Source organism: Pedobacter sp. AK017 (assembly GCF_014200825.1).
Taxonomy (GTDB): Bacteria; Bacteroidota; Bacteroidia; order Sphingobacteriales; family Sphingobacteriaceae; genus Pedobacter; species Pedobacter heparinus.
The window spans coordinates 63,548-89,315 of record NZ_JACHCW010000016.1 but is presented as its reverse complement, the minus strand read 5'-3'; the positions used below and the strand labels follow the sequence as shown (position 1 = coordinate 89,315).

At 42.6% G+C, this 25,768-nt stretch carries 22 protein-coding genes; 10 read left to right on the top strand and 12 right to left on the bottom strand.

All coding sequences use genetic code 11. From position 1 onward, the window contains the following. Nucleotides 1–28: 28 nt before the first annotated feature. The 5 genes from HDC92_RS20170 to HDC92_RS20150 are packed head-to-tail and all read right to left on the bottom strand — an operon-like array spanning nt 29 to nt 8,773. Nucleotides 29–1,510, bottom strand: a complete 1,482-nt coding sequence (locus HDC92_RS20170) for a hypothetical protein (protein WP_183876846.1) — start codon at nt 1,508–1,510, stop codon at nt 29–31. Between the two features lie 7 nt (nt 1,511–1,517). Then, the gene (locus tag HDC92_RS20165; RefSeq protein WP_183876845.1) at nt 1,518–2,948 is read right to left on the bottom strand and encodes a hypothetical protein; all 1,431 of its coding nucleotides are present in this window, start codon (nt 2,946–2,948) and stop codon (nt 1,518–1,520) included. A 3-nt stretch (nt 2,949–2,951) separates the two neighbouring features. Next, entirely contained in the window at nt 2,952–4,286 is a 1,335-nt protein-coding gene (locus HDC92_RS20160) for a DoxX family protein (protein ID WP_183876844.1), read from the bottom strand. Between the two features lie 15 nt (nt 4,287–4,301). Beyond that, nucleotides 4,302–5,675 (bottom strand): RagB/SusD family nutrient uptake outer membrane protein, encoded by a 1,374-nt coding sequence (locus HDC92_RS20155; protein ID WP_183876843.1) that lies wholly within the window; start codon nt 5,673–5,675, stop codon nt 4,302–4,304. An 11-nt stretch (nt 5,676–5,686) separates the two neighbouring features. Then, on the bottom strand, nt 5,687–8,773 hold the full coding sequence (locus HDC92_RS20150; RefSeq protein ID WP_183876842.1) for a SusC/RagA family TonB-linked outer membrane protein: 3,087 nt from the start codon (nt 8,771–8,773) through the stop codon (nt 5,687–5,689). Between the two features lie 44 nt (nt 8,774–8,817). Between HDC92_RS20150 and HDC92_RS20145 the strand changes: the two genes are divergently transcribed. After that, nucleotides 8,818–8,994, top strand: coding sequence for a hypothetical protein (locus HDC92_RS20145; RefSeq protein WP_183876841.1), 177 nt, complete (start codon nt 8,818–8,820; stop codon nt 8,992–8,994). Between the two features lie 152 nt (nt 8,995–9,146). Here HDC92_RS20145 and HDC92_RS20140 read toward each other — a convergent pair whose 3' ends face one another. From HDC92_RS20140 to HDC92_RS20130, 3 genes are all read right to left on the bottom strand, one after another. Beyond that, nucleotides 9,147–9,794, bottom strand: a complete 648-nt coding sequence (locus tag HDC92_RS20140) for a YceH family protein (protein ID WP_183876840.1) — start codon at nt 9,792–9,794, stop codon at nt 9,147–9,149. Nucleotides 9,795–9,838: 44 nt separating this feature from the next. Then, nucleotides 9,839–10,834, bottom strand: a complete 996-nt coding sequence (gene mgrA / locus HDC92_RS20135; protein WP_183876839.1) for an L-glyceraldehyde 3-phosphate reductase — start codon at nt 10,832–10,834, stop codon at nt 9,839–9,841. Nucleotides 10,835–10,897: 63 nt separating this feature from the next. Beyond that, nucleotides 10,898–11,077, bottom strand: a complete 180-nt coding sequence (locus HDC92_RS20130; RefSeq protein WP_015807894.1) for a histone H1 — start codon at nt 11,075–11,077, stop codon at nt 10,898–10,900. 496 nt (nt 11,078–11,573) lie between these two features. On the opposite strand from HDC92_RS20130, the gene HDC92_RS20125 reads away from it, so the two are divergent. Then, nucleotides 11,574–11,951: a GreA/GreB family elongation factor gene (locus HDC92_RS20125; protein ID WP_015807892.1), complete on the top strand. Its 378-nt coding sequence runs from the start codon at nt 11,574–11,576 to the stop codon at nt 11,949–11,951. Between the two features lie 10 nt (nt 11,952–11,961). Here HDC92_RS20125 and HDC92_RS20120 read toward each other — a convergent pair whose 3' ends face one another. Beyond that, the gene (locus HDC92_RS20120) at nt 11,962–12,732 is read right to left on the bottom strand and encodes a queuosine precursor transporter (RefSeq protein WP_015807891.1); all 771 of its coding nucleotides are present in this window, start codon (nt 12,730–12,732) and stop codon (nt 11,962–11,964) included. Nucleotides 12,733–12,800: 68 nt separating this feature from the next. Between HDC92_RS20120 and HDC92_RS20115 the strand changes: the two genes are divergently transcribed. The 4 genes from HDC92_RS20115 to HDC92_RS20100 all read left to right on the top strand — a co-directional run bounded on the left by HDC92_RS20115 (nt 12,801) and on the right by HDC92_RS20100 (nt 17,551). Further along, entirely contained in the window at nt 12,801–13,946 is a 1,146-nt protein-coding gene (locus HDC92_RS20115) for a methionine aminotransferase (protein WP_015807890.1), read from the top strand. Between the two features lie 21 nt (nt 13,947–13,967). Further along, nucleotides 13,968–14,774, top strand: coding sequence for a nitrilase family protein (locus HDC92_RS20110; protein ID WP_183876838.1), 807 nt, complete (start codon nt 13,968–13,970; stop codon nt 14,772–14,774). Between the two features lie 67 nt (nt 14,775–14,841). Further along, nucleotides 14,842–16,629, top strand: coding sequence for a translation elongation factor 4 (gene lepA, locus HDC92_RS20105; protein WP_015807888.1), 1,788 nt, complete (start codon nt 14,842–14,844; stop codon nt 16,627–16,629). Between the two features lie 40 nt (nt 16,630–16,669). Next, a complete protein-coding gene (locus tag HDC92_RS20100) occupies nt 16,670–17,551 on the top strand; it encodes a bifunctional 5,10-methylenetetrahydrofolate dehydrogenase/5,10-methenyltetrahydrofolate cyclohydrolase (RefSeq protein ID WP_183876837.1) in 882 nt (293 codons plus the stop codon). A 4-nt stretch (nt 17,552–17,555) separates the two neighbouring features. Here HDC92_RS20100 and HDC92_RS20095 read toward each other — a convergent pair whose 3' ends face one another. Beyond that, nucleotides 17,556–17,897 carry a Rieske (2Fe-2S) protein gene (locus HDC92_RS20095; RefSeq protein WP_255484607.1) on the bottom strand — a complete coding sequence of 114 codons (342 nt, stop codon included), beginning with the start codon at nt 17,895–17,897 and terminating at the stop codon, nt 17,556–17,558. A 76-nt stretch (nt 17,898–17,973) separates the two neighbouring features. Here HDC92_RS20095 and HDC92_RS20090 point away from each other — a divergent pair, with 76 nt between their 5' ends. Together HDC92_RS20090 and HDC92_RS20085 are read left to right on the top strand one after the other, a co-directional pair. Further along, nucleotides 17,974–18,597 carry a 7-carboxy-7-deazaguanine synthase QueE gene (locus HDC92_RS20090; RefSeq protein ID WP_015807885.1) on the top strand — a complete coding sequence of 208 codons (624 nt, stop codon included), beginning with the start codon at nt 17,974–17,976 and terminating at the stop codon, nt 18,595–18,597. Between the two features lie 56 nt (nt 18,598–18,653). After that, entirely contained in the window at nt 18,654–20,549 is a 1,896-nt protein-coding gene (locus tag HDC92_RS20085) for an OmpA family protein (RefSeq protein ID WP_183876835.1), read from the top strand. Nucleotides 20,550–20,576: 27 nt separating this feature from the next. Here HDC92_RS20085 and kdsA read toward each other — a convergent pair whose 3' ends face one another. After that, nucleotides 20,577–21,392 carry a 3-deoxy-8-phosphooctulonate synthase gene (kdsA, locus tag HDC92_RS20080; protein WP_015807883.1) on the bottom strand — a complete coding sequence of 272 codons (816 nt, stop codon included), beginning with the start codon at nt 21,390–21,392 and terminating at the stop codon, nt 20,577–20,579. Between the two features lie 16 nt (nt 21,393–21,408). Then, nucleotides 21,409–23,598 carry a DNA helicase RecQ gene (gene recQ, locus HDC92_RS20075; RefSeq protein WP_015807882.1) on the bottom strand — a complete coding sequence of 730 codons (2,190 nt, stop codon included), beginning with the start codon at nt 23,596–23,598 and terminating at the stop codon, nt 21,409–21,411. A gap of 89 nt (nt 23,599–23,687) precedes the next feature. Here recQ and HDC92_RS20070 point away from each other — a divergent pair, with 89 nt between their 5' ends. Together HDC92_RS20070 and HDC92_RS20065 are read left to right on the top strand one after the other, a co-directional pair. Beyond that, nucleotides 23,688–24,653, top strand: coding sequence for an SIS domain-containing protein (locus HDC92_RS20070; protein ID WP_183876834.1), 966 nt, complete (start codon nt 23,688–23,690; stop codon nt 24,651–24,653). 17 nt (nt 24,654–24,670) lie between these two features. Then, complete coding sequence (locus HDC92_RS20065; protein WP_183876833.1) at nt 24,671–25,762, top strand: mannose-1-phosphate guanylyltransferase; 1,092 nt, start codon at nt 24,671–24,673, stop codon at nt 25,760–25,762. Nucleotides 25,763–25,768: the final 6 nt, after the last annotated feature.

The window sequence follows — 25,768 nt, the reverse complement described above, 5'->3', positions numbered from 1 at the left end:
CTGTTGTTGTGCTGAAGATATGGATAATTTAGTAAGCCTGTTCAGGATTTTCAACTCCTGATAATAAAGGGTATTTTCTGGTTGAACGGTCTAACGTTACCTTTATGGAATCTCTGAACTCGTTGACACCAGAAAGTATGATCCGGTTAGCGGATGGCCTTGAATAGTGTAATATCTGTTTCAGGTGACGGCTTGTCCTGTTTTTGTTCTGCAGGTACAGGATATGGTTCAGTGTATCGGCCTTATAATAATACCAGTGCCTGCCGGCCATGCCACTGGATTCCCAGGTGATGTTCAGGTCTCTCTTGGAGCGGTCCTTCTTTTTATGTTTTTTAGGGTCGCCGTAACGACGGATATCCCCCTGCCAGTGAAAATGCCATTTGCCATCATATACTTCGGTACGGTGCGGGTAACTCCCGGCAGCAAACATTTCAATATCCTGGGGCCGGTTGGCCAGTTTTATACTTATAGACGACCAGTCTTCAAAAGTTACATTATGCCAGCGAAGAGAATCCTCGGGGTGATACGGAATAACTTTATGGTTCAGTTTGAATTCACTGACTTCATAAAAACCAGCGGCTCCCTTAATCCCGGGGGTATTCGGGATCTTGTAAAAATCATTATGTGTATAGCCATAAACTTCAAAGATGAAGAACAGGACCACGAATACAAAGTTGAAAGCATACTTGATGGCCAGCCGGCTATATTTTTGCCAGGCTATCTTAAATTGCGGATAATAGTGAACGATCCGGGCGTCCTGCTCTTTAACGATCAGGCTCCATATTCCCGGTATATCATGCCAAAGGATAAATATAGAAAGCATGGCCATTGCTGCACTTGGAACCTGCTCACCAATATCATAAGCATGATTGGAAATGGCAATATTACCAAATACGACCAATGTAATGGCAGCACCAATGCCCGTTGTACGTCTGAAAAGCAGTAAAAAACCACCAATGAATTCGGCAAAGCCAAGGAATATCTCGTAACGCGGTACCACGCTAAGGGCCTCCCAATATAACCTTTTGGCAAAAAAATCAATCAGTTCAGTATGCCATAATCCCTCGTATTCACGTGGCATTTGCATGATAAACAGCTTTTTATAGCCCCAGCCAATTCCGGCATAAGCCACACGGTACCTGGCCAGCACGCGAAGCCAGTAATAAAGTACCTGATATTGTTTGCTGCTACGATCGAGGCTTGTCCAGATAACCGCCCCAATGATAGCAATGAACAGTATAAAAGGGTAATTGACATAGCTGGCCAGGCCAAAAAAGCCGCTTTCTGAAAATATATTGATAAACTGGGGGTTAAAAAAAGCCACCACTTCTGTCAGGTCCCGGTAATTAAGATGTGCATAATCAAAATTAAAGATCATCTGGTAGAACCCTGTATCCAGCGGGATACAAAACAGCCCGATAAAAATAAAGGCTACCCTGAAGACCAGTTTTTCTAATGCTGTCCACTGCGCATTGCTGTAAATTTCAGCTCTTTCTTCTTCTGTAGGCATAAAATTCTTATTGATATTGGTATAATGGATAGGTCTTGTCTTTCCTGTTCAAAACCACGTATATGGAGTCGTGATGCTCATTTTTACCCCATAAAATAACCTGTGATGCAGTTGGGCGTGAATAATGGAGCTCAAATTGCTGATGCGCATATACTTTGTTTTTGTTTTGAAGGTGCAGGATATGATTAACGGTATCGGTTTCATAATAAAAGTGCCTGCGCCCCCCGCCTGTGCCTGCCGATTCGTAAGTCCGGTCTACATCTTTAAATTGTTTACCGCGACCCGCCTCGCCATGGATCATAAAAGTATTGAACACGGAAAATGATAAGGTAGACCATTTTTCGAAGGTCACATCCTGCCACCTTACCGAATCGAGCGGGGAATAAGGGATAATTTTATTGTTGATGCGGAATTCAGCAACATCATACAAACCCCTTGCATTGGCCAGTCCGGGACGGGATGGAACTTTATAAGAATCGTACCTGTAATTTTGCCAGTGCAGCCAGGCGCTTGTAACAAAGAAAAAACCAAATACAAAAAGCTTGAAAGCGATACGCCCGTTTTTTTCCCATGGTCGACTAAATGGATAATAGACCATTTTAAGTTCAGCATTTTCTTCCTTTACAATTAACTTCCATAAGGGCGGAACATAGCGCCACAATACAAAAGCACCACCAAGCGCATAAAAAGTAGCCGCCAGGTGGATACCGCCATCATAAGCATGATTGGCGAAAGCAATATTACCGATCATGGCCAGTGCCAGTGCCGCACCCAAAGCACGTGTTGGCCTGAAAAATAAAAAGAGCATGATCAGCAATTCTGCAAAACCGGCAAAGATTTCATAATCGTGCACAAAGCTGAACTGGATCCAGTATAGCTTCTGCGCTACAAAATCGCCGAATGGGGTATTGAGCTGGGTGAGTGCCAGTTGGGGCATTTGCGTAGGAAAGATTTTCGAAAAGGTTAAGCCCTGGAGCTGTATCAACATGGCATAACTGACGCCAGCGGCTAAAAAGTAATAAAGGGTATTGTAATTCTTCGTTTTCCTGTCGGCCACTGTCCATATTGCAGCACCTGCTAAACCGATAACAAAGGCAAGGCCCCAGTTGATATAACTGGCCAGGCCAAATTCGCCGCTTTCGGGGTAAATGGTAAGTAAACTCTGTTTTGAAACAGGAATACCACCTGTATCATTGGCTCCGGGACGCTGCCCTGCAACTTTAATCGGGTTAAAGGAGGAGCCACTGAGTTTACCCATATCACGGATGTGCAGGTTTGCCCAGTCGGTATGGAACCATTGCTGGTAATAGGCCAGGTTTAAGGGCACAATGAGCACAAAGAAAAAGATGAAAAACGTGCGAAAAAAGTACTTTTCAATACTGTTCCAGTTTCGTTGTTCAACCCTTTCGTCAGTTATTTTTGTTGTTTCCAGACTCATCTCTTATAATTTAATTGGTTTTCTGCGTCCTTCAAACAGCAGGTATTTCTTATTGATCCTGTCCAGGATGGCATAAACAGAATCCTTTTGTCCGTTTACGCCTTGCAGCACAATTGTAGAATCGTTTAAAAAATTATAGGTTAAGGAATAGCGTTCAGCCGGGTAGTGCTTATTTTTATTGGCCAGCTGCAGTTTTTTATACAGGGTATCTGCAGTGTAGGCATAATAACGGCGGCCGGCAACACCAGCGGATTCATAATTACGATCGATATCTTGCTGATGAAACCCATCGCCGTAAGAGTTGTCTAGTTGAATGGGCCTGGCTGTTTTGATGCTGATGGTTGCCCATTTTTCGAAAACAACATTCTGCCAGCGGTCGGGATCTGTTGTAGAATAAGGGATGGTCCGGTTGTTTAATTTAAACTCCCGGACATTATAATATCCATAACTACCCTTTAAGCCTGCAGTTTTTGGAATTTTATAGGGATGATATTTATAATTGGCGTAGGTGCTGAAACCCAGCAGCACAATAAACAGCAGGGCAAGTGTTTTGAGTACAAACCTGGCCTTTACAAAGGTTTTATGTAAAATGGGTTGAAATTTATTGGCCAGGGTATATTGCTGCAGGATAAGCAAACGGTATAATCTGGGTACATCGTAAGCAAACAATACCGCAGCAATCAGACTCAGGTAAGCACTGTACACTTCCTGCCCTGCATGGTAAGAAAGATTTGCAATAAACACATTGCCGGTAAACCCAAGTATAATACCGGCCCCAAAAGTTGTGGTACGCCGGCAAAGGAGCAGAAGCCCTGCCAGTACCTCTACGGCCCCTAAAAATACTTCATAAGGCTGTGCAATGCCCAGGGTATGGAAGTAAATTTTCCAGGGCAGGAAATCACCATAATTGGTGTGCAGGTTACTGAGCGAAGGATAAGGCATTTGTAACGGAAACAATTTAATAAACCCATAGGCGATAATGCCAATAGCAAGCCTGTAACGTAAAATAACGCGCAGCAAATAATACAGCTTATGGTAATCCGTTTTTTGGTCTTTGCAGACAAGCGGCCACACAAACGTACCGGCTATTGCAATGATCAAAACAACTGCCCAGTTGGCATAGCCTGTTAAAGAAAAGAACTGTGGGCTATAAGTACTCAGTTTGAACAGGTCGAAAAAAGGCAGTTCAAGCCAGTTGATGGAGAACAGGTCGCGGTAAAACTTCCAGTCGAGCGGTACGGCCTGGATGAAAAAATAGAGGAACAGAAAGCGCAGCAGTACTTTTTCGTATTTTTTCCAGTTTTCGGACTGGCCTTCTTTGGTATTAAAAAAACTCATGGCTTTTGTTTTTAATTAATAATCTTTGTTTTGTTCGAGGTTTGGATCCAGCTGGATCTGTGTTACCGGTATCGGGAAAACATATTCGTGCGCTGACACCTTGGTATTGGGATCCAATGCTTCAAGCACCACTTTTGCACGACCGGTTCTTGCCAGGTCGAACCAACGGTGTGCTTCCCAGGCAAATTCTATACGGCGTTCATTTTCTATAGCCAGTAAGATCTGGTCTTTTCCTGCTGCCGTTGAAGGTAAAATACCTGCACGGTCACGCACTTGGTTCAGATCGGACAGCGCTCCGCTGGTGGCCGATAGATTATTGAGCTGGGCCCTTGCTTCTGCGCGGATGAGATACATCTCTGCAATCCTGAAAATGTAGGTGGGATCTGTAGCGTCTTTCCTGTAATACAAATTGCCAAACCAATTGGTGATGCCGCTTTGTGTAACACTACCGATAAGGGCACTCCTTCCACCCGATACGGCAGGATCATTCAGCAGCTGTACGAACCTGTCGTTCGGTGCGTAGCGGTACTGCCCTCCATTGGTAGAGTGCTGCATCTGGATACGGATGGCATTTGGATTGATCACACTGTACTGCAATTCGAAAATGGATTCCCTGCTGGCTGTTACATTATTCGCAAACCAGGCACTAAAAGGTTTTACCAGCGTATAATCGGCTGTTTTATCGATTAACCTGGTGGCGTATTCTTCGGCCAGTGCCCATTCCTGCTTATAAAGGTGCAGTCTGGCCCTTAGGGCCCAAACGGTACGCCTGGTAGCCCTGATTCGGTTTACAACATCAGGCAGCAGCACTTCAGCATCCTCCAGGTCTTTCTGTACCTGCGCATAGGTCTCGGCTAGTGTACTTCTTTTCACTTTGGGCCGGTTTTCCAGTGATATTGTAGGTTCCAGGATCAGCTGAACACCACCCCAGGCCCTGGCCAGGTCAAAATACGCCAGTGCCCTTATGAATTTAGCCTCGCCAATGTATTGGTTTTTAAGTGCCGGTGTCAATAAAGGATCGGTTACGCCCGGCACTTTACTGATTACCTGGTTGGCCCGGTTAATGGTGTTGTAAATGGCAATCCAGGCCGTGTTGAAAAACACCTCATCCGTTCTGAAATTTACATTGACCAGGTTGGCCGAACCACCTGTGGTCAGGTTTTTAATGTCCCCACTGGGGAAATAGCCAAAAGTTACATAGGTTTCGCCATAATAACCGATATTGCCCATTTGTCTGTAAACAGCCCTTAAGGCAGTTTCGCTTGATCCTTTATCGTATATCGGGTTTTCATCCGATACCGCATTTACGGGTTCTGTAGTTAAAAACTTCTCGCAGGAGCTGAGGGTGCTCAGTAAAAATGAGAAGATGATGTATTTTATAAGTTTCATATCGGTAATGATTAAAGTGTAAGGTTAAGGCCCAGTTGTACGGTACTTGGTTGTGGCGGGGTACCATAATCATAACCTTGTATGTTCTGGGTGCCCAGGTTTGATTCAGGATCTGCACCTGTATATTTCGTAAATAGCAACAGGTTACTGCCACTTACATAAAATCTCACTTTCCGGATCCTGATCCTCTCAGTAAACACTGCAGGCAGGGTGTAGCCAAGGGTTAAAGCACGTAACCTTAAAAATGAAGCATCTTCAAAAAAGCGGCTGTTCTCTTGCCTGGCATAATTGGCGTCGTTAAGTTTTGGGGTGTTTGTAACCTGTCCTGGTGTAGTCCAGCGGTCCAGCTGGCTTTTCAGCAATACCCGGCCCGCATCCAGTGTACCCCCTGTTTCTCCGAGCATCCTGTTGTGGTTCCATAAATAGTTTCCATAAGAGAAAGTAAAAAAGATACTAAGGTCCAACCCTTTATAGCTGAAATTATTGGTAAGCCCACCAAAAAACTTAGGCCAGGTACTACCAACAATCTGACGGTCGTCGGCAGTTATTTTACCATCCTTATTATAATCGTCAAATACCGCTTCACCATTGTCAGGATTCACATACAGCTGTTTATATAACCAGTAGGAATACAATTCCTTTCCTTGCTGCAAACGGATGAGGTCCCTTCCTGCAAAGGGGATGTCGGCAGGTATCTTTTCGATGGTATTCTTATTTCTGGCAATGTTAAAATCCGTTTTCCAGGTAAAGCCGGTTGTCCTGAGGTTTATGGAACTGATAGACAATTCAAATCCTTTATTACTGATCTCGCCATAATTGGTGAGATAGGAAGAAAAACCAGATGTACCCGGAACAGCAACCTGCAATAAAGCATCCCTGGTATATTTGTTATAATAATTAAACTCTATGTTCAGTTTGTCTTCGAACAAGCCAATGTCAAGTCCGGTGCTGAACTGGGCCGTACTCTCCCATTTCAGGTCGGGATTGGCCAGCTGTAAAGGGGCTGTACCAGGTAATTCGGCCCCGCCAGCCACATCAGCATAGCCAAAACCCCCTGTCCAAAGACCCTGAGAAGCAAAATCATTGATACCGGCCTGGTTTCCGGTGATGCCATAACTGACCCTGTATTTTAAGTTACTGATCTGGGAAACGTTTTTAAGGAAATTTTCTTCTTTGATACGCCATGCAGCACCGATTGCAGGAAAATAGCCCCATTTATTGTTTTTACCAAATTTGGAAGAACCATCTGCCCTTACTGTAAACTCTGCATAATATTTACCGGCATAATTATAATCTGCCCTCGAGAAAAAAGAGGCCAGGGTACTGTTTGTTTTAAACTGCGATGCAATTTGTGTGGCGGCCGAGGAAATCTGTGTGTAAGAATTGTTTGGAAAATTTGTACCTGTGGCCGATACGTTCTTCACTTCGGCACCCTGCAGGGTATTACCGATCAGTATGCCAAAACTATGTTTCCCGGCCTTATCATTGTAGGCCAGGGTCTGTTCGTTTATAGCTGTGGAAGACTGGGTGATGCTTTGTGTACCCCTTCCCCCACTGTTACCAAGAATGGTCCGGGTATCCCAGTATTCGTTCTCTTCATAGTTGTTGTAATCGACACCAAAGGTAGAACGGAACTTTAATTTGGGTGTGATGGCATAATCCAGGTAAATATTGCCAATATAATGATAACTGTTTGACCATAGGTTTACTGTACTGGTCAGCACATCGATATTGTCGAAATTAACCCATTTTAAAGGTGTTCCATTGGCATCAAAGATGGGAAGGTAGGTAGGTATGTTCAATGAGGCCTGCAGCAGTGTTCCGTTTGCACCATTTGCAGGACGTGCCTGGTCGCGGTGACTTCTTGAAATGGTATTGCTGATACCGATTGCAATTTTTGAGCTCAGTTTATGGTCGAGGTTAACTTTTAAACCTGCACGGTCGAAAGACATGGGTTTCCAGATTGATTCCTGAAAGGTATAACCACCCCCAAGATAAAAGCGTGTTCTGTCAGATCCGCCCTGCAGCGAGAGATCGTAATTGCGGAGTGTGGCCGTACGGTTTAAATAGCTCATGCGGTCGTAAGTTGGCTGTCCGTCAGGCAATCCCCTGCCGGCAACGCCGTTAATGACTTCAGTTACCGGCCTGAATGGCTCAGGCTTGCCCATATTTCTGCTGTATTCATTAATCAGACGGGCATGCTCGGGTCCGGTGGTGGTTTTCCATACCCTGTCTGCCGGGGCCCTGCCCAAACCTTCCGATCCATTAAAATCTATCTTTGTTTTTTGCCCGTAATTGCCCCTTTTTGTCGTGACCAGCACCACACCATTTGCTCCTCTGGATCCATAAATAGCGATAGCGGTGGCATCTTTCAATATTTCAATACTTTCTATATCAGCAGGGTTAATGTCAGAAAGTGGAGAGGTACCCCGCTCCTGTGCAATGTTCTGGAGACTGCTGTTATTTACCCAAACGCCATCTATTATATACAGCGGATCGTTGGTGGCATTAATGGAAGTTGCGCCCCTTACCCTGATAAATATATCCGAACCGGGTACACCTGTATTTGAATTGATCTGTACACCAGCAGCCTTACCCTGTAACTGGGAATCGAAGCCTGCTTCGGGAATATTTTTTGTACCTGAAGGGTCTATCTTGGAAACTGAACCAATCAGATCTTTACGCTGCTGGGTACCATAACCTACAATAACCACATCATTGAGCTGACCGGTGAGCTCCTTTAATTTCACCAGTATTGGGCTGCCATTGGCGACAACATCTTTCTTACTATAGGAAACATGTCTGATTTCAAGCGTATAAGGAAATTTTTGTCCGGTTACAAAATCAAACCTGCCCTCTCCGTCCGTTTGCACAGTATGGGTAGTTCCTGTAATGTGTATGCTTACGCCCGGGATCCCTTGTTTTGTAAGTGAATCTACTACCTGTCCTTTAAGTGTTGAATTGATAAGTGGCTGGGTTTGCGCGGCAGCTACAAAGGGTAACAATGAGAGTACCAGTATACTGCCTTTTAGCAGCAATAGTTTTTTTAACAAGGAACCGGTATAAGATACATACCCCTCCTTTTTAAAATTTTGCATAACTTTAAAAAGTTTTAATTAATAATAATCGATTGGTTAAAACAATGGTTGTATCAGTAAGTGATTGGCCTTACGTACTGAACACCAGGCAAAGGCGGGAAATTCCCGCTTTTGTTTTTTCAGGGTTTACGGAAATGCTATTGCATGAAACTGCAACAACAGCAGATGAAGAACTTCATCTTGTTCTGAGCATTAAAATTATTTTCTTGTTGCTGGTGTAAATGTTTTTTCATTTTTTTTGTTCAAAATAATTTCCTCTTTTTTTTACAAATGTAACTGCATTTTTAAGAATAACAAATAAAATCTATAGATTTAGTAGTTTATTAACTAAAAACAACCTGAACATATAAAAAAGAAGGATTATAAATCCCATCTACATCAATTCTTTCATGAGTTTGTCGAAGGCAGTCTTCAGTTCTGCAAGTTCTTCTTCAACTTTTGTCAAACGCTCTTCCAGTTGATTTGCAGGTTTTGAACCGGGCTCCAGACTTTCATATTGTTCGGGGTCAGGAGTTCCGCCCAATAAATGAACATACCTTATTTCCTTCTGACCTGCACGTTTGGGTAGTTGCATCACATACGGCATTTCGGGTCCGGAAAGTCTTTCCAATACCTCCTGTACCTCATCAAGCGATTCAAATTCATACATTCTTCCCGAATTGGTGTTCAATTCGCCCGGGGTTTGGGGGCCCCTTAACATCAAAAGGCAGATGACTGCGACCTCCTGTGGCAATACCGGAAATACAATAGCAAAATTATGTTTGTATTTAACAGACCGGCTTGAACCTCCGGTAGCAGTAGACACCAGACTCTTTCTTTTTAAGGTATCAAGTGCCAGGATTACGGTTTGCTCGTCATATTGGACTACAGGTTTTCTGGATGTCTTTTGGTTACAGGCCAGTGTTATGGCATTGATTGTCATAGGGTAATACTCTGGCGTTGTTTTTGATTTTTCCATGAGTACGCCCAAAACGCGAAGTTCGGTGCTGTCTAGTATAGGTAAAGCTTGTGATGGTTCCATCTCTAAAGATATAAATCATCAGCTATAAATAAAATATATCAGGTTTATGAACCGGCAAGTATCAAATCAATTTGATGTAATTCGGCTGTGCTGAAGGTGGTATTGTCCAGACATTTTAAAGAATCAGCAAGTTGTTCAGGTTTGCTTGCCCCTACCAATACTGAAGTCACACGCTCATCACGTAATATCCATGATAAAGCCATTTGCGCAAGTTTTTGTCCCCTTGACTGTGCCAGTTCATTCAGCTGGTTTAACTGCCGAAGCCGTTCTGCTGTAATCTGATCTGGCTGCAATGCACCAGATGTTTTTGCTGCCCTTGAATCAGCAGGTATCCCTTTAAGATATTTATCCGTTAACAATCCCTGCGCAAGTGGAGAAAAAGGTATGCAACCTACTCCCTGATTTCCGAGCAGCTCCAGCAATCCCCCCTCTATCCAGCGTTCGTAAATGGAGTATTTAGGTTGATGAATAATACAGGGTGTACCCAGCTCCTTTAAAAGCTGTATTGCAGTTGCAGCTTCTGCAGGTTTATAATTAGAAATTCCGATGTAAAGTGCTTTACCCTGGCGGACGATCAGGTCCAGGGCAGACATCGTCTCTTCCAGCGGGGTTTCGGGGTCCGGTCGATGGTGGTAAAAGATATCCACATAATCCAGTTGAAGTCTTTTCAGGCTCTGGTCTAAACTGGAAACGAGGTATTTCTTAGATCCCCAGTCGCCATAAGGTCCATCCCACATGGTATAGCCCGCCTTTGTTGAAATGATCATTTCATCTCTGTAACCTGGAAAATCCCTTTTTAAGAGCAGGCCAAAATTTTCTTCGGCAGCACCCGGGGGTGGCCCGTAATTGTTAGCCAGATCAAAATGGGTAATGCCACTGTCAAAAGCAAGTTTCAGGATGTTGCTACAGTTTTCAAGCTGATCAACATGTCCGAAATTATGCCATAAGCCCAGGGAAATGGCAGATAATTTTAATCCGCTATTGCCACAGCGGCGATATTTCATTTGCGTATATCTGGCTGGATCAGGTGTATAGGACATATTTTAAGACAAAAATATCCGTAAGCGGTATAAACCACTTACGGATATTTAGATGATCAGCTATTATTTACCGCTGTTTTTTTTCTCAGTAACCTCAGTACGGATGTCCTGGGCAAGAACTTTTAAATCTTGCATTGCTTTACGTACTCTTGTACCTGCAGCGTTGTTACCTGCATTGTAAAATTTCTCAGCATCTGCTTCAATTGAAGCCAGTAATTCTTTAACTTTTGAAAATTTTTCCATGTTTTTTCTTTTAATAGTGTGGAACCTGCTTATACAGTTTCCATGTTTTGATTTTTAATTTAAGCCAAATATATATTTTTTTAGAAATAAACGTACAGAACTTGGCAGCGAATTAAGTCTTGAGCATGTCAATTAACTGAATTTACTTTGATTTTAAAAAAAAGCTGACGACATTAGCAACAATGGAACAAAAAGGGATATATAAAGCTTTAATGGCGACTTACAATAAAAGTCAGCTACAGGCCTATGCCCTGTTCAAAAAGTTCTTCAGGGAAAACTATCCACTGGGTTTTACCTTTCAAACTACGAGTAAAGACTTTATTATTTAAGCCCCGAATCAAATTCACCTTCTTCGGTTCAGGGGCTCAGAATTTTTCTGATAAATTATTCTTTTGCTAATTTTTAAACAACATGCTGTTCTTCCGGTTAAACCGGTCAAACGCAGTGTTTAGCCTTTCCACCTTTCATCAAAATACATTATTAATATATCATTATCATGGAAACAAAATCCTTATCATTGTCAAAAAGTGATTTCAAACTTTTAAAAGAACACCTGGAGAAATCCAACATGAGTGCTTATAACAAAGAAAAATTACAGGCAGAGCTTAAAGCCGCTACCATCTATACTGAAGAAGAGCTGCCCTCGGATGTAGTTTGCTTAAAATCGGAAGCCAGGATCGCAAATGTAAAAACGGGAAAAGAGTTTACCTTTAAACTCGTGATGCCGGAAGAGGCAAATATAAAAGCACAGAAAGTATCGGTTTTTGCACCCATTGGCATTGCACTATTTGGTTACAGGACCGGCGACAGCATCAACTGGGAGATGCCTGACGGCATTCAGGAGTTTAAAATACTGGAAGTTAACAGGCTATAAGCCTGTTAACCTATCTCCTTCCGGCCATTTTGATCATGCGATGGGCAAGGTCTTTACCCAGATAACCATCAATAAGGCCATGCACCAGATACAATATAGGGGTCATCAAAATAGCCACAATAAATTTGTAGGTATAATTAACCAGGCCGATGGCTGCTACCATTTGCCAGCTCCAGTGGTACTGGGGGTTCAGGTAAAAGGCGATAAAGATAACCACAAAACTGTCTATACACTGTGAAACCACGGTTGAGCCCGTGGCACGAAGCCACAATGCCTTTTCACCGGTAATTTTTTTTATGTGGTGAAAGATGAGCACATCAGCGATCTGGCCAACTAAAAAAGCCACTACAGAACCTACAATGATCCACATACCCTGGCCAAAAATACCGGCAAATGCGGCGTTCATGTTTATCATTTGCCCGTTAATGTTCTGGTTTACCCAGAAACCAGATGGCGTAAGGTGCATGGCTGCCCCTACTATAATGAAGGCATAAGAGATTAAAATGGCGGTTAATACGGATAAAAACCGAACCTGCCTTACACCAAAATACTCATTGATGATATCGGTCATGATAAATATCAGGGGCCAGGTAAGCACGCCGGCAGACATATTAAAGGACAAGTTGGGCACCCCCAGTAAGTTAATGTCAAACTGTTTGATGCCCAGGGTTCCTTCTACGGTAAATATTTTTACGCCGATGAACTCAGAAAGTATGGCATTGGCAACAAAAAAAGACCCGAGAACGAGCAATAATTTACTCTCTTTTGTTTTAAAAGTCATAGCAGGCTGAAATTATTAAATAAATCTGATATAAGCTGATAAAATATTATTTCTATTTTCGTTGTAACATGATAGCAATACAATCAAAATTACCACACACCGGCACTACTATCTTTACAGTAATGTCAAAATTAGCTGAAGAACACAATGCAATTAATCTTTCTCAGGGTTTTCCTGACTACGATTGCGATCCAAAGTTATTAAGTTTTGTTACAGAGGCCATGCAAAAGGGCTTTAATCAATATGCCCCAATGCCGGGTTTGCCTGCACTGAGGGAATTAATTGCAGAAAAGGTGAGTAACCTGTATGGTGCAAATTATCATCCTGACACCGAAATAACCATTACTGCAGGTGGTACCCAGGCTATTTTTACTGCCCTGAGCTCCTGTATCAGTTCGGGCGATGAGGTTATTATTTTTGAACCGGCTTATGATTGTTACGCCCCAACGGTTAAATTATTAGGGGGACTGGTTAAACCTTATGAACTGGCACCCCCAAATTACGAAATTGACTGGGAAATGGTAAAGAAACTCTTTACCGCAAACACCAAAATGATCATTCTGAACAGCCCGCAAAACCCTACAGGCTGTATTTTATCAGAAAAGGATATTAAAGCACTGATTAAACTGACCAAAAACACAGACATCCTCATCTTAAGTGATGAGGTATATGAACACATCATATTTGACAACAACAAACACCAAAGCATTGCCTTATATCCCGAATTAAGGGAAAGAAGTTTTATTGCAGCTTCTTTTGGCAAATTACTGCATGCAACCGGATGGAAATTAGGTTATTGCCTGGCCCCCGAAAAACTGATGAAGGAATTTAGAAAAGTACATCAGTTTAACGTATTCAGTGTAAATACGCCCATGCAGCTGGGGATTGCGAATTACCTGAAAGATGCCGGAACATATATGGGTTTATCTTCTTTTTTTCAGCAGAAACGCGATTTCTTCCGGAAACTGCTGGCAGAAACCAATTTTAATTTATTACCTTGTAACGGTTCTTATTTTCAATGTGTTAGTTACGGGCACCTAAGCGAAGAAAAGGATACAGACATGGCTATAAGGCTGGTTAAGAATTATGGTGTGGCCAGTATCCCCGTCTCGGCCTTTTATACCAGGAACCCGGACCACCAGGTATTGCGGTTTTGTTTTGCCAAAAAACAAGAAACATTGGAAAAAGCCGTTGAAAGATTAATGAAATTATAATTTACAGCCCTATAAATTACAATGATGGAACACCCTAACTATTTAAATATAAACAACCTGAAAGTCACCATTTTCCAGGCTTATTTATTTTGGGAAAACATTGATAAAAACCTACAAAACCTTGCCTTACGTTTATCAACCGGCGTTAAAGAGAAAACAGACCTGATTGTGCTGCCCGAAATGTTCAATACAGGTTTTAGCATGAATGCGGAGGCGCTTGCCGAAGAAATGAATGGAAAGACCATGCAATGGATGGCCGGGATTGCTGAAAAATATGAATGTGTTGTTGCCGGAAGCCTGATCATTAAGGAAAACAACAACTATTACAACCGTTTGATCTGGATGCTGCCCGATGGTAAATCAAGCCATTATGATAAAAGACATTTGTTTGGTTTGGGTGATGAGGATAAAAATTACAGTCCTGGTACCGAAAAAGTAATTGTTGAATTAAAAGGTTGGAAGATCCGCCTGGCCATCTGTTACGACCTTCGTTTTCCGGTATGGCTGCGCAACCAACAGGAAGAATATGATATTTTATTGTTGATAGCCAGCTGGCCCGATAAAAGATCTGCACACTGGAAAGCACTTATTCCTGCAAGGGCTATTGAAAACCAGAGTTATGTCATCGGGGCCAACCGTATCGGACACGATGGCAAAGAAGTATACTATAGCGGACATTCCATGTGTATAGACCCAATGGGCAAAACTGTGTATTACAAGCCGGAAGATGAAGACCTCTATACTTTTAGTATTGGTTATGAAGAACTGGCCAAAACCCGTCAGAACTTCCCCTTTTTAAAAGATGCAGATCACTTTAAGATCATTTAGGGTACAGATACGCTGCAATTAAATTCCCATAAAATAATCAAGGCAAAATCTTATATTTGCGCCACTGATGAAGCACATACGTAATTTCTGCATAATTGCACATATTGATCACGGCAAAAGCACTTTAGCCGACCGTTTACTGGAATACACTAAAACCATTAGCCAGCGTGAGGCCCAGGCCCAGTTACTGGATAACATGGATTTAGAGCGTGAACGTGGGATCACGATAAAGAGCCACGCCATACAGATGAATTATAAGGTTGATGATATTGAATACAATTTCAACCTGATTGATACACCCGGACACGTAGACTTTTCTTATGAAGTTTCGCGCTCCATTGCAGCCTGTGAAGGTGCACTGCTCATTGTGGATGCCTCTCAGGGAATCCAGGCACAAACCATTTCAAACTTATATTTAGCTTTAGAGCACGATCTGGAAATTATCCCGATCTTAAATAAAATGGACTTACCTGGGGCAATGCCCGAGGAAGTTAAAGACCAGATCATTGATCTGATCGGCTGTAAACGTGAGGACATTATCCCTGCATCAGGCAAAACAGGTATGGGCATTCCAGATATCATCCAGGCTATTGTAGACCGTGTTCCAGCACCGGTTGGCGACCCGGAAGCACCTTTACAGGCATTGATCTTTGACTCTGTTTTTAATCCTTTCAGGGGAATTATCGCTTACTATAAAGTAGTAAACGGTGAGATTAAAAAAGGCGATAAAGTTAAGTTCATCAATACAGGCAAACAATACCTGGCGGATGAAGTGGGTATCCTGAAACTCGATATGTCGCCACGTAGCGTAGTTAAAACCGGTGATGTGGGTTATATCATTTCCGGTATCAAGGAAGCTCGTGAAGTAAAAGTTGGAGATACCATTACTACTGTTGACAGGCCGTCGTTAGACTCCATTCAAGGGTTCGAAGAGGTTAAGCCCATGGTTTTTGCAGGTATTTATCCTGTTGATACGGATGAATTTGAGGAATTGCGTGAAGCCATGCACAAATTGCAGCTGAATGATGCCTCCATAGTTTTTGAGCCTGAAAGTTCTGCTGCACTGGGTTTTGGTTTCCGTTGCGGTTTCCTGGGCATGTTGCATATGGAAATTATCCAGGAACGTCTGGAGCGTGAATTTGATATGACGGTTATTACAACCGTACCCAACGTATCGTATATTGCAAGAACTACCAAAGGCGAAGAAGTTATTGTAAACAATCCATCAGATTTACCGGACCCAAGCAAGCTGGATTCTGTAGAAGAGCCTTATATCAAGGCCAATATCATTACTAAAGCCGAGTTTGTAGGGCCGGTCATGTCACTTTGTATCCAGAAAAGAGGGATCATCGTTAACCAGTCGTACCTCACTTCAGACCGGGTAGAACTTATTTTTGAGATGCCTATGGGTGAGATCGTTTTCGACTTCTATGATAAGCTTAAAACAATTTCAAAAGGCTATGCTTCATTTGATTACCATCAGGTGGGTTACCGCAAATCGGATCTGGTAAGATTGGATATGCTGTTAAATGAAGAGCCTGTTGATGCTTTATCTTCACTCATCCACCGCAGCAATGCTTACGATTTTGGAAAGAAAATCTGTGAAAAACTGAGAGAATTAATCCCCCGTCAGCAATTCGAAATTAAAATACAGGCTTCTATAGGTGCAAAAGTGATTGCCCGCGAGACGCTCAGTGCTTTACGTAAAGATGTAACCGCCAAATGTTATGGTGGTGATATTTCGCGTAAACGTAAGCTTTTGGAAAAACAGAAACAGGGTAAGAAACGGATGCGCCAGGTCGGCAACGTAGAAATCCCGCAAACTGCCTTTATGGCCGTATTAAAACTGGATTAATAGTCACATTATATTTGAACAACAACAAAACCATTGATACATGCAGTTACTAGACGGAAAATTCGCATCAGAAAAGATTAAACAGGAAATAGCAGCAGAAGCGGCAGACTTTTTAGCTAAAAGTGGCAGAAAGCCACACCTGATAGCAATTTTAGTTGGTAACGATGGCGGAAGCGAGACTTACGTAGCCAGTAAAATGAAGAATTGTGAAAAAGTTGGTTTCCAGTCTTCACTGATCAGGTATGATGTTACCGTAACGGAAGCCGAACTATTGCAAAAGATTGAAGAAATTAACCAGGATGCAGGCGTAGATGGCCTGATTGTGCAGCTTCCCCTTCCCAAACATATTGACCCTGAAAAGGTAACCGAGAAAATTGATTACCGTAAGGATGTAGATGGTTTCCATCCTGTAAATTTAGGTAGGATGATGCGCAACCTGCCCTGTTTTATCCCGGCCACACCTTATGGTATTTTATTGATGCTGCAGGCCTATCAGATCGATACTACCAGCAAACACTGCGTAGTAGTTGGCCGCAGTAATATAGTGGGCAGTCCGATGAGTATTTTGATGGCGCGCAATGCCAATCCTGGTAATTGTACGGTAACACTTACCCATAGTAAAACTTCAAACTTAAAAGAACTTGTCCTGCAGGCCGATATTATTGTTGCTGCAATTGGAAAAAAGAATTTTGTAACCGCTGACATGGTTAAACCTGGCGCCATCATTATTGATGTGGGCATCAACCGGGAAACCTCTGATCAGACCAAATCCGGGTACAAGCTGTACGGAGATGTCGATTTTGAACATGTTGCCCCAAAAGCTTCCTGGATCACGCCTGTTCCGGGCGGTGTAGGTTTAATGACCATTGTAGGCCTGTTAAAAAACACACTGGCATCTGCAAAAGGAGAAATTTACAGTTAATTGTTCAGCGGCCAAACAGCCTGCTGATCCAGCTTTCCTTTATCCCGACATATATGCCGTCGGCCCTTATTTCAACGGGATAAGTATCGATGTAATCGCCCTGCCCTTCTGCGCCCCTGCCTGTATGTAAATTATATTCCCAGCGGTGAATAGGGCAAACCAGGTATCCGTTTTTGCACCAGCCCCCGCTCAATACCCCACCGGCATGCGGACAATAATTCTGTACCACGAAATATTCGTTCTGGTGTTTTACCAGACACAGCTTCTTCCCTTCTATCTGAATTTGTCGCACAAAATCCTCTCCCTGCAGTTCCCCCTCAACTTTATGCCATTTAAATTTATTCATAACTCGGTCATATCTCAGGTCAAGATACATATAATCTGATTTTCAACGGATATTTATTTACCTTTGCCCCCTTTATATGGCACATCAAATACCAGAAGACGGCACTTTACTTCCTTTAATGGAAGAATTTTACACCATACAGGGCGAAGGATTTAATACCGGAAAAGCAGCATACTTTATTCGTTTAGGTGGCTGCGACGTAGGATGCCACTGGTGTGATGTAAAAGAAAGCTGGGATGCCGAACTGCATCCTTTAACCCCCGCGGATGCCATTGTGGCAAAAGCGGAAAGTTATCCGGGCAAAGCAGTAGTGATTACCGGCGGGGAACCCCTCATCTATAACCTGGATTACCTGACCAGGAGGCTTCGTGAAAAAGGGATACTGACCTTCATTGAAACTTCCGGTGCTTATCCGCTTTCGGGCGACTGGGACTGGATCTGTTTATCGCCCAAGAAATTTAAGGCACCTCGTCCGGACATTACGCCTTATGCCAACGAGCTTAAAGTTATTGTGTTCAATAAAAGCGACTTTGAATGGGCCGAGAAATATGCAGAAACGGTTTCTGCAAACTGCAAGCTCTATCTGCAACCGGAATGGTCAAAGTCCAAAGAAATTACCCCCCTGATCATCGATTATGTCATGGCCAATCCCAAATGGGAAATATCTCTGCAAACACACAAATTTTTAAATATCCCCTAGCTGCCCTTCTGATTTTTTAGCTACATTTAATCTATTATTAAATTATAGTAGCATTGATGAAGAAAGTTACGCTTCTTTTTTTCTTATGTTTTATCCTTCAAATTGCCAGGGCCCAGACTTCAACTGTAAAAAAAGCCCAGAACAGTTTTGATAAAGCCCAGGAGTACCTCAGAAACAACGATTACGACCAGGCTATCCCCCTGCTACAGGAAGCCATAAAGGCTGATCCTGCTTTTCAGTTTGCTTTTATTCAGCTTGCCGATATCAACAGAAGACAAAAATTATACGAACAGGCCAAAATAAACTATACCAGTGCCATTGCATTGGGCGGAAGTCCGGATGCCCGGGCCTACTATGGCTTTGCTGAGTCCCAGATCTATACCGGCGATTATGCAAATGCATTAAACAACATTAAGCTTTTCATTGCGCAGTATAAAGGCAATGATCCTGATTTCATGAACAGGGCTAAAAAATACCTGAGGGATTGTGAATTTGCCATCGTAGCTTTAAAACAACCCGTAAAATACGATCCGATCAATATGGGACCTGAAATCAATTCGGTGCACCGCGATTATTTTCCCTCGGTTACTGCCGATGGGACAAGACTTATATTTAGCCGGAACATCAATGGCAATGAGGATTTTTTTGTTTCAGAAAAAAAGGACAAATCATGGAGTACGCCACTTCCGTTAAGTAACAAGATCAATACCCAAAAGTACAATGAAGGCGCACAATCCATTTCCCCGGATGGGCTGTACCTCTTTTTTACGGGCTGCAACCGTCCGGATGGACTGGGGCGCTGCGATATTTACGTGAGCCATAAAAATGGCAAAGACTGGGGCGAGCCATTTAACCTGGGTGCACCGGTAAACACGTCTTACTGGGAATCGCAGCCGGCAATCAGTCCGGATGGCAGCACCCTGTATTTCGTAAGCAACAGGCCCGGAGGCCTGGGGGGCTACGACATCTGGAAAAGTATGCTAAAAGCAGACGGCTACTGGTCGCAGCCCGAAAATCTTGGCCCGGAGATCAATACCCCCTATGATGAGCACACACCTTTTATACACCCCGATGGCAAAACACTCTACTTTTCATCAGATGGCTGGCCTGGTATGGGCAATAAGGATATATTCATGAGCCGCATGAATGAAGCAGGCAAATGGAGCAGTCCGGAAAACCTGGGCTACCCCATTAATACCTTTAATGAAGAAACCGGTTTGATTGTTACTCCCGATGGCACTTACGGCCTGTTCTCTTCTAATTTAAAGGGTGGATACGGAGATATGGACATTTACCAGTTTAAAATGCCTGAAAATAAAAAACCGCTTCCCATTACTTATGTGAAAGGAATTGTGACAGATAAGGAAAGCAAGGTATTTCTGGAAGCTAAGGTCCAGGTGGTCAACTTAAAAACAAAAAAAGTAGATTATAGTGATTATACTTCCAAAGAGACCGGTGATTTTCTGGCTGTAATGCCCCTGGGCGGAAACTATGCGTTTAACGTAAGTGCAGACGGTTATCTTTTTTATTCTGAAAACTATCAGCTTGACAGTGCTTATATCAGCAAACCTTATGTTGTACAGGTTGCCCTGGAGAAGCTGAGCACGGGAAAAAATATGGTATTAAAGAATATATTTTTCAATACCAATGAATACACGCTCTTACCGGCCTCCTTAACAGAACTAAATACCCTTCAGCAATTGCTTAAAAACAATGCAAGCCTTTGTATAGAGATACAGGGGCATACAGACAATGTAGGGAACGACCAGCAGAATGAAAGGCTTTCTTTACAAAGGGCAAAAGCGGTTTACGACTACCTGGTACAGGAAAAGATTGAGCCGCAGCGGCTAACCTTTAAAGGTTATGGAGAAAATAAGCCTATCGCAGCCAACGATACCGATGCACACCGCAGACAAAACAGGCGTACTTCTTTCATCATTACTAAAATTTAAACCATCAGGGGCAAATACCCCAAACATTTAAATCACTGCTTTTCGTATCCTGACAAGTTTGACCAGCAAATCTTCCAGTAAATCGAGCTGCAGCATATTTGCACCATCCGATTTGGCATTTGCAGGATCGGGATGTGTTTCAATAAACAGACCATCTGCACCAACAGCAATTGCTGCTTTTGCAATTGTTTCAATCAGTTCGGGCTTACCACCGGTGACCCCGGAACTCTGATTGGGCTGTTGTAAGGAATGTGTACAATCCATCACTACCGGCACACCAAAACCCTGCATTTCGGGCAGTCCACGGTAATCTACAATCAGATCCTGGTACCCAAAGGTATTGCCCCTGTCGGTGAGCACTACCCTGTTGTTGCCAGATTCTACAATCTTTTCAACGGCAAACTTCATTGATCCCGCAGATAGAAATTGTCCTTTTTTTACATTGACCACTTTACCTGTCAGCGCAGCAGCAATCAGCAGGTCTGTTTGCCGGCATAAAAAAGCAGGGATCTGTAAGACATCTACATAAGCAGCTGCCATAGCAGCTTCAGCACTTTCGTGGATATCTGTAACTGTGGGTACATTAAAGGTTTTGCCTACTTTTTCCAGTATTTTAAGTGCTTTTTCGTCGCCAATACCGGTAAAAGAACCACCCTTGGAACGGTTGGCCTTGCGATAAGAGCCTTTAAAAATAAAGGGGATTTCAAGTTTATCGGTAATATTTACAATTTTCTCGGCAATGCGCAAAGCAATTTCCTCACCCTCTATAGCGCATGGGCCTGCCATTAAAAAGAAGTTACCCGAAGCTGTATGTTTTAATTTATCTAATGAAAAGTTGATCATTATGGTCTTTATGCTGTTAATTACCTAATTCGGACATGAATTTAATGCGCATCAGCTGGATTTCTTCACGCGAATAATCTGTTTCGCCCAGTTCTTTCAGGGCTTCATCAATGGAGTCATTTTCAGCTGATTGAAAATAATCGAATACCTCATCCTGACGATCTTCATCTATCATTTCATCTACAAAATAATTGAGGTTCAGCTTAGTACCGGAATTCACTATTGCTTCAATTTCCTTTAAAATATCATCATAAGTAATCCCTTTTGCCCTGGCAATGTCTTCCAGACCAATTTTCCTGTCTATATTCTGAATGATTGAAACTTTGAGCTGCGATTTATTGGCCTGGGTTTTAATGATCAGGTCTATTGGCCGTTCAATGTCATTGTCTTCCACATATTTTTTGATCAGCTCCAGAAAAGGGGCTCCAAATTTTAAGGCCTTACCGTTACCCACGCCAGAGATCTGCTTCAGTTCATCCATCGCAATGGGATAATGCGTACACATCTCTTCCAGTGACGGATCCTGGAAAACCACAAACGGAGGAACATTTTTTTGTTTGGCTATTTTTTTGCGCAGGTCTTTCAACAGCTGCAGCAGCTGCGTATCCAAAGTTCCGGTACCATGTTTTACATCATCCTCATCATCGTCGGCAGCACTGTCTATCGGCTCATTGAGTATGAATTTAAGGTTGTAGGGGTTTTCAATAAAATCACGTCCCGAATTGGTAAGTCCCAGCAGCCCGTAATTGTCTATGTCCTTGGACAGGAAATTATTCAGCACCGCCTGCCGTACCAGAGATTTCCAGTGGTTTTCTCCTTCCACCACACCCAATCCAAATTCCGGCAGCTTGCTGTGCTCATAAGCAATGGTCTGCGCCGTCTCCAGCCCCATCAGCACATTAATGATGTGCGCATCATCAAACTTTTCCCCGATTTTTTTAATCAGTTTTAAGAGCACCAATAAAGATTCCTCAGCTTCAAAAAGCTTTTTGGGCTTTTTGCAATTGTCACACATGCAGTTACAGCCGGTTTCGTTAAAGTTCTCCCCAAAATAATGCAGGATCTGCTTCCTTCGGCAAACGCCGGATTCAGCATAATCAATTACTTCTTTCAATATCTGTGTACCAATTTCCCTTTCCGAAACAGGCTTATCCTTCATAAACTTAGCCAATTTATCCACATCCTTCTGCGCATAAAAAGCTATACAAACACCTTCTCCGCCATCTCTGCCTGCCCTTCCTGTTTCCTGGTAATATCCTTCCATGCTTTTGGGAATATCATGGTGGATCACAAAACGCACATCTGGCTTGTCTATTCCCATTCCAAATGCAATGGTGGCTACAATCACTTCTACATCCTCCATCAGGAATTTATCCTGGGTCTCTGCCCTCACCTTGGGTTCCAGGCCTGCATGGTAAGGCAGGGCCTTTATACCGTTCAGGTTTAAAGATTCAGCTACTTCCTCCACCTTTTTACGGCTCAGGCAATAAATAATACCGGATTTTCCGGTATTGTACTTAATGTATCGGATAATCTCTTTCAGCACATCACGCTTGGGCCTGATCTCATAAAACAGATTGGGTCTGTTAAAGGACGACTTAAATAAAGTGGCGTCACTCATACCCAGGTTTTTTATGATGTCCTGCTGAACCTTAGGTGTTGCTGTTGCAGTTAAGGCAATAATAGGGATTCCTTCACCCAAACCGCTGATCACCTGCCTGATCTTTCGGTATTCAGGCCTGAAATCATGTCCCCACTCCGAAATACAGTGGGCTTCATCTACTGCTACAAAAGATATTTTGATGAGTTTCAGGAAATCAATGTTATCCTGTTTGGAAAGCGACTCTGGGGCCACATAAAGCAGCTTGGTCTGTCCGTTCAATAAATCACTTTTTACCTGTGTAATTTCCGTCTTGTTTAAAGAGGAATTTAAAAAATGTGCTATACTATCACTCCCACCAAAAGCCCGTAGCTGATCTACCTGATTTTTCATCAATGCTATCAATGGGGATATCACAATTGCGGTCCCTTCATTGATCAATGCTGGTAACTGGTAACATATGGATTTCCCCCCACCTGTAGGCATAATAACAAAAGTGTTCTTCTTTTCAAGAACATTGGTAATTATTGACTCCTGGTCACCTTTAAAATTATCAAAACCAAAAAAGGTTTGTAAGTTGTCAAACAACGACTTTTTCACATCCATTTCGTCTATAAAATATTCAGTGCTATTTTTACTTCAAAATAACATAATTTTGCACTAATTCAAAGCATCAATATACTAATTAATTCTGTTTGAAAAGTAAAAAATCTATTATCGAGGCTGGTGTCAGCACTTTACAGCTGGAAGCCCAGGCTATTTTAGGCCTGATTAATAATATAAATGATGATTTTGTTAAGGTTGTTAACCTGATTATCGAAAGTAAGGGCCGTGTAATTGTCACAGGAATAGGAAAAAGTGCCATCATTGCCCAAAAAATAGTGGCTACTTTTAACTCTACGGGTACACCCGCTATTTTTATGCATGCCGCAGATGCCATTCATGGCGACCTGGGTATGATCCAGAAAGATGACATCGTCATCTGCATTTCCAAAAGCGGAAATACACCCGAAATTAAGGTACTTGCACCATTGCTTAAACAATCCGGCAATACCATGATCGGCATGATCGGCCAATTGAATTCAGAACTCGCCATGCAGGCAGACCTGGTGTTAAACACCTATGTAGAAAAAGAGGCCTGCCCACACAACCTGGCCCCTACCACCAGCACTACCGCCCAACTGGCCATGGGCGATGCACTGGCCATCTGCTTACTCCATGCCCGCGATTTTAACGAACAGGATTTTGCCAGGTACCATCCGGGCGGCTCACTAGGTAAAAAACTGTACTTAAAAACCGGCGACCTGGCTTTAAAAAATCAAAAACCCAGTATCAGTGCAGATGCATCTGTAAAAGATGTCATCATAGAAATTAGTCAAAACCGTTTAGGTGCAGTAGTTGTTGTTGATGGGAATGATATTCTGGGCATCATAACGGATGGCGACATCCGGAGAATGCTGGAAAAATATTCAGATTTAACAAATATTAAAGCGAGCGACTTAATGAACCCGAACCCTAAAAGGATTGAAAAGGATCTTTTGGCCCTGAATGCCCTTGAAATCATCAAAGAAAATAACATTACCCAATTATTGGTTACTGATGCCGGAAGTTATTTTGGTATCGTACATTTGCACGACCTTCTTCAGGAAGGTATAATTTAACCCTTTCCAATTTAATAATGAATAAGAACAATTACGCATTGATCATGGCTGGTGGAGTTGGCAGCCGCTTCTGGCCTGTAAGCAGAACTGAATATCCGAAACAGTTTATAGATTTCTTTGGTGTAGGAAAAACATTGATTCAGAGTACCTACGACAGGTTCTTAAAAATCTGCCCTCCCGAAAACATCTTTGTAGTGACCAACGAGATCTATACGGATATTATTAAGGAACAATTGCTGGGCCTGCATGAAAACCAGATTCTTGCCGAACCTATCATGCGAAATACTGCGCCTTGCATTTCTTACGGTTCTATGAAAATTGCAAGCCTTAATCCGGATGCAACCATCGTTGTGGCCCCTTCAGATCATACCATCACCAATCAGGAAGCCTTTATCGAAGCGATTGGGCAGTCTTTGAAGGCAGCCTCAGAGAACGACTGCCTGATTACACTTGGCATTAAACCCAGCCGGCCTGATACCGGCTATGGCTATATACAGTATATTGAAAATACTTTAAAAACAGACAATCAGATCCATAAGGTCAAGATATTTACAGAAAAACCCAATCTTGAACTGGCTAAATCCTTTATACAAAGTGGTGATTTTCTATGGAACGCAGGTATCTTTATCTGGTCTGCCAGGTCTATAAATAAAGCCTTTTCCAGGCACCTGCCTGAAATGCATGAGATCTTTTTACAAGGTGGTCCGGTATACAATTCCGAAAACGAGAAAGATTTCATCAGTGATGCCTATCAGCAATGCACCAATATCTCGATAGATTTCGGTATTATGGAAAAAGCAGATAACGTGTACGTATTGCCCGCCGATTTCGGTTGGTCTGACTTAGGCACCTGGGCTTCTATTTACGACATTGCCGAACATGATTATGTAGGAAATGCAGTAATCCCGGCAGAACAGGTCATGATGTTCAATTCCTCAAACTGTATGGTTAATGTACCTAAGGACAAGCTGGTCATATTACAGGGACTGCACGATTACATTGTGGTGGAATCCAACAACACCCTGCTCATCTGTCCAAGATCGGAAGAACAGACCATCAAACAGGTAGTGGCAGATGTAAAAGCTAAATTCGGCACAAAGTTCATTTAATCAATC

Bases quoted from the DNA above. Each gene is read 5' to 3' on its own strand.
- HDC92_RS20170 (WP_183876846.1), bottom strand. From the start codon at position 1,510: ATGCCTACAGAAGAAGAAAGAGCTGAAATTTACAGCAATGCGCAGTGG.
- HDC92_RS20165 (WP_183876845.1), bottom strand. From the start codon at position 2,948: ATGAGTCTGGAAACAACAAAAATAACTGACGAAAGGGTTGAACAACGA.
- HDC92_RS20160 (WP_183876844.1), bottom strand. From the start codon at position 4,286: ATGAGTTTTTTTAATACCAAAGAAGGCCAGTCCGAAAACTGGAAAAAA.
- HDC92_RS20155 (WP_183876843.1), bottom strand. From the start codon at position 5,675: ATGAAACTTATAAAATACATCATCTTCTCATTTTTACTGAGCACCCTC.
- HDC92_RS20150 (WP_183876842.1), bottom strand. From the start codon at position 8,773: ATGCAAAATTTTAAAAAGGAGGGGTATGTATCTTATACCGGTTCCTTG.
- HDC92_RS20145 (WP_183876841.1), top strand. From the start codon at position 8,818: ATGGTTGTATCAGTAAGTGATTGGCCTTACGTACTGAACACCAGGCAA.
- HDC92_RS20140 (WP_183876840.1), bottom strand. From the start codon at position 9,794: ATGGAACCATCACAAGCTTTACCTATACTAGACAGCACCGAACTTCGC.
- mgrA (WP_183876839.1), bottom strand. From the start codon at position 10,834: ATGTCCTATACACCTGATCCAGCCAGATATACGCAAATGAAATATCGC.
- HDC92_RS20130 (WP_015807894.1), bottom strand. From the start codon at position 11,077: ATGGAAAAATTTTCAAAAGTTAAAGAATTACTGGCTTCAATTGAAGCA.
- HDC92_RS20125 (WP_015807892.1), top strand. From the start codon at position 11,574: ATGGAAACAAAATCCTTATCATTGTCAAAAAGTGATTTCAAACTTTTA.
- HDC92_RS20120 (WP_015807891.1), bottom strand. From the start codon at position 12,732: ATGACTTTTAAAACAAAAGAGAGTAAATTATTGCTCGTTCTCGGGTCT.
- HDC92_RS20115 (WP_015807890.1), top strand. From the start codon at position 12,801: ATGATAGCAATACAATCAAAATTACCACACACCGGCACTACTATCTTT.
- HDC92_RS20110 (WP_183876838.1), top strand. From the start codon at position 13,968: ATGATGGAACACCCTAACTATTTAAATATAAACAACCTGAAAGTCACC.
- lepA (WP_015807888.1), top strand. From the start codon at position 14,842: ATGAAGCACATACGTAATTTCTGCATAATTGCACATATTGATCACGGC.
- HDC92_RS20100 (WP_183876837.1), top strand. From the start codon at position 16,670: ATGCAGTTACTAGACGGAAAATTCGCATCAGAAAAGATTAAACAGGAA.
- HDC92_RS20095 (WP_255484607.1), bottom strand. From the start codon at position 17,897: ATGAATAAATTTAAATGGCATAAAGTTGAGGGGGAACTGCAGGGAGAG.
- HDC92_RS20090 (WP_015807885.1), top strand. From the start codon at position 17,974: ATGGCACATCAAATACCAGAAGACGGCACTTTACTTCCTTTAATGGAA.
- HDC92_RS20085 (WP_183876835.1), top strand. From the start codon at position 18,654: ATGAAGAAAGTTACGCTTCTTTTTTTCTTATGTTTTATCCTTCAAATT.
- kdsA (WP_015807883.1), bottom strand. From the start codon at position 21,392: ATGATCAACTTTTCATTAGATAAATTAAAACATACAGCTTCGGGTAAC.
- recQ (WP_015807882.1), bottom strand. From the start codon at position 23,598: ATGGATGTGAAAAAGTCGTTGTTTGACAACTTACAAACCTTTTTTGGT.
- HDC92_RS20065 (WP_183876833.1), top strand. From the start codon at position 24,671: ATGAATAAGAACAATTACGCATTGATCATGGCTGGTGGAGTTGGCAGC.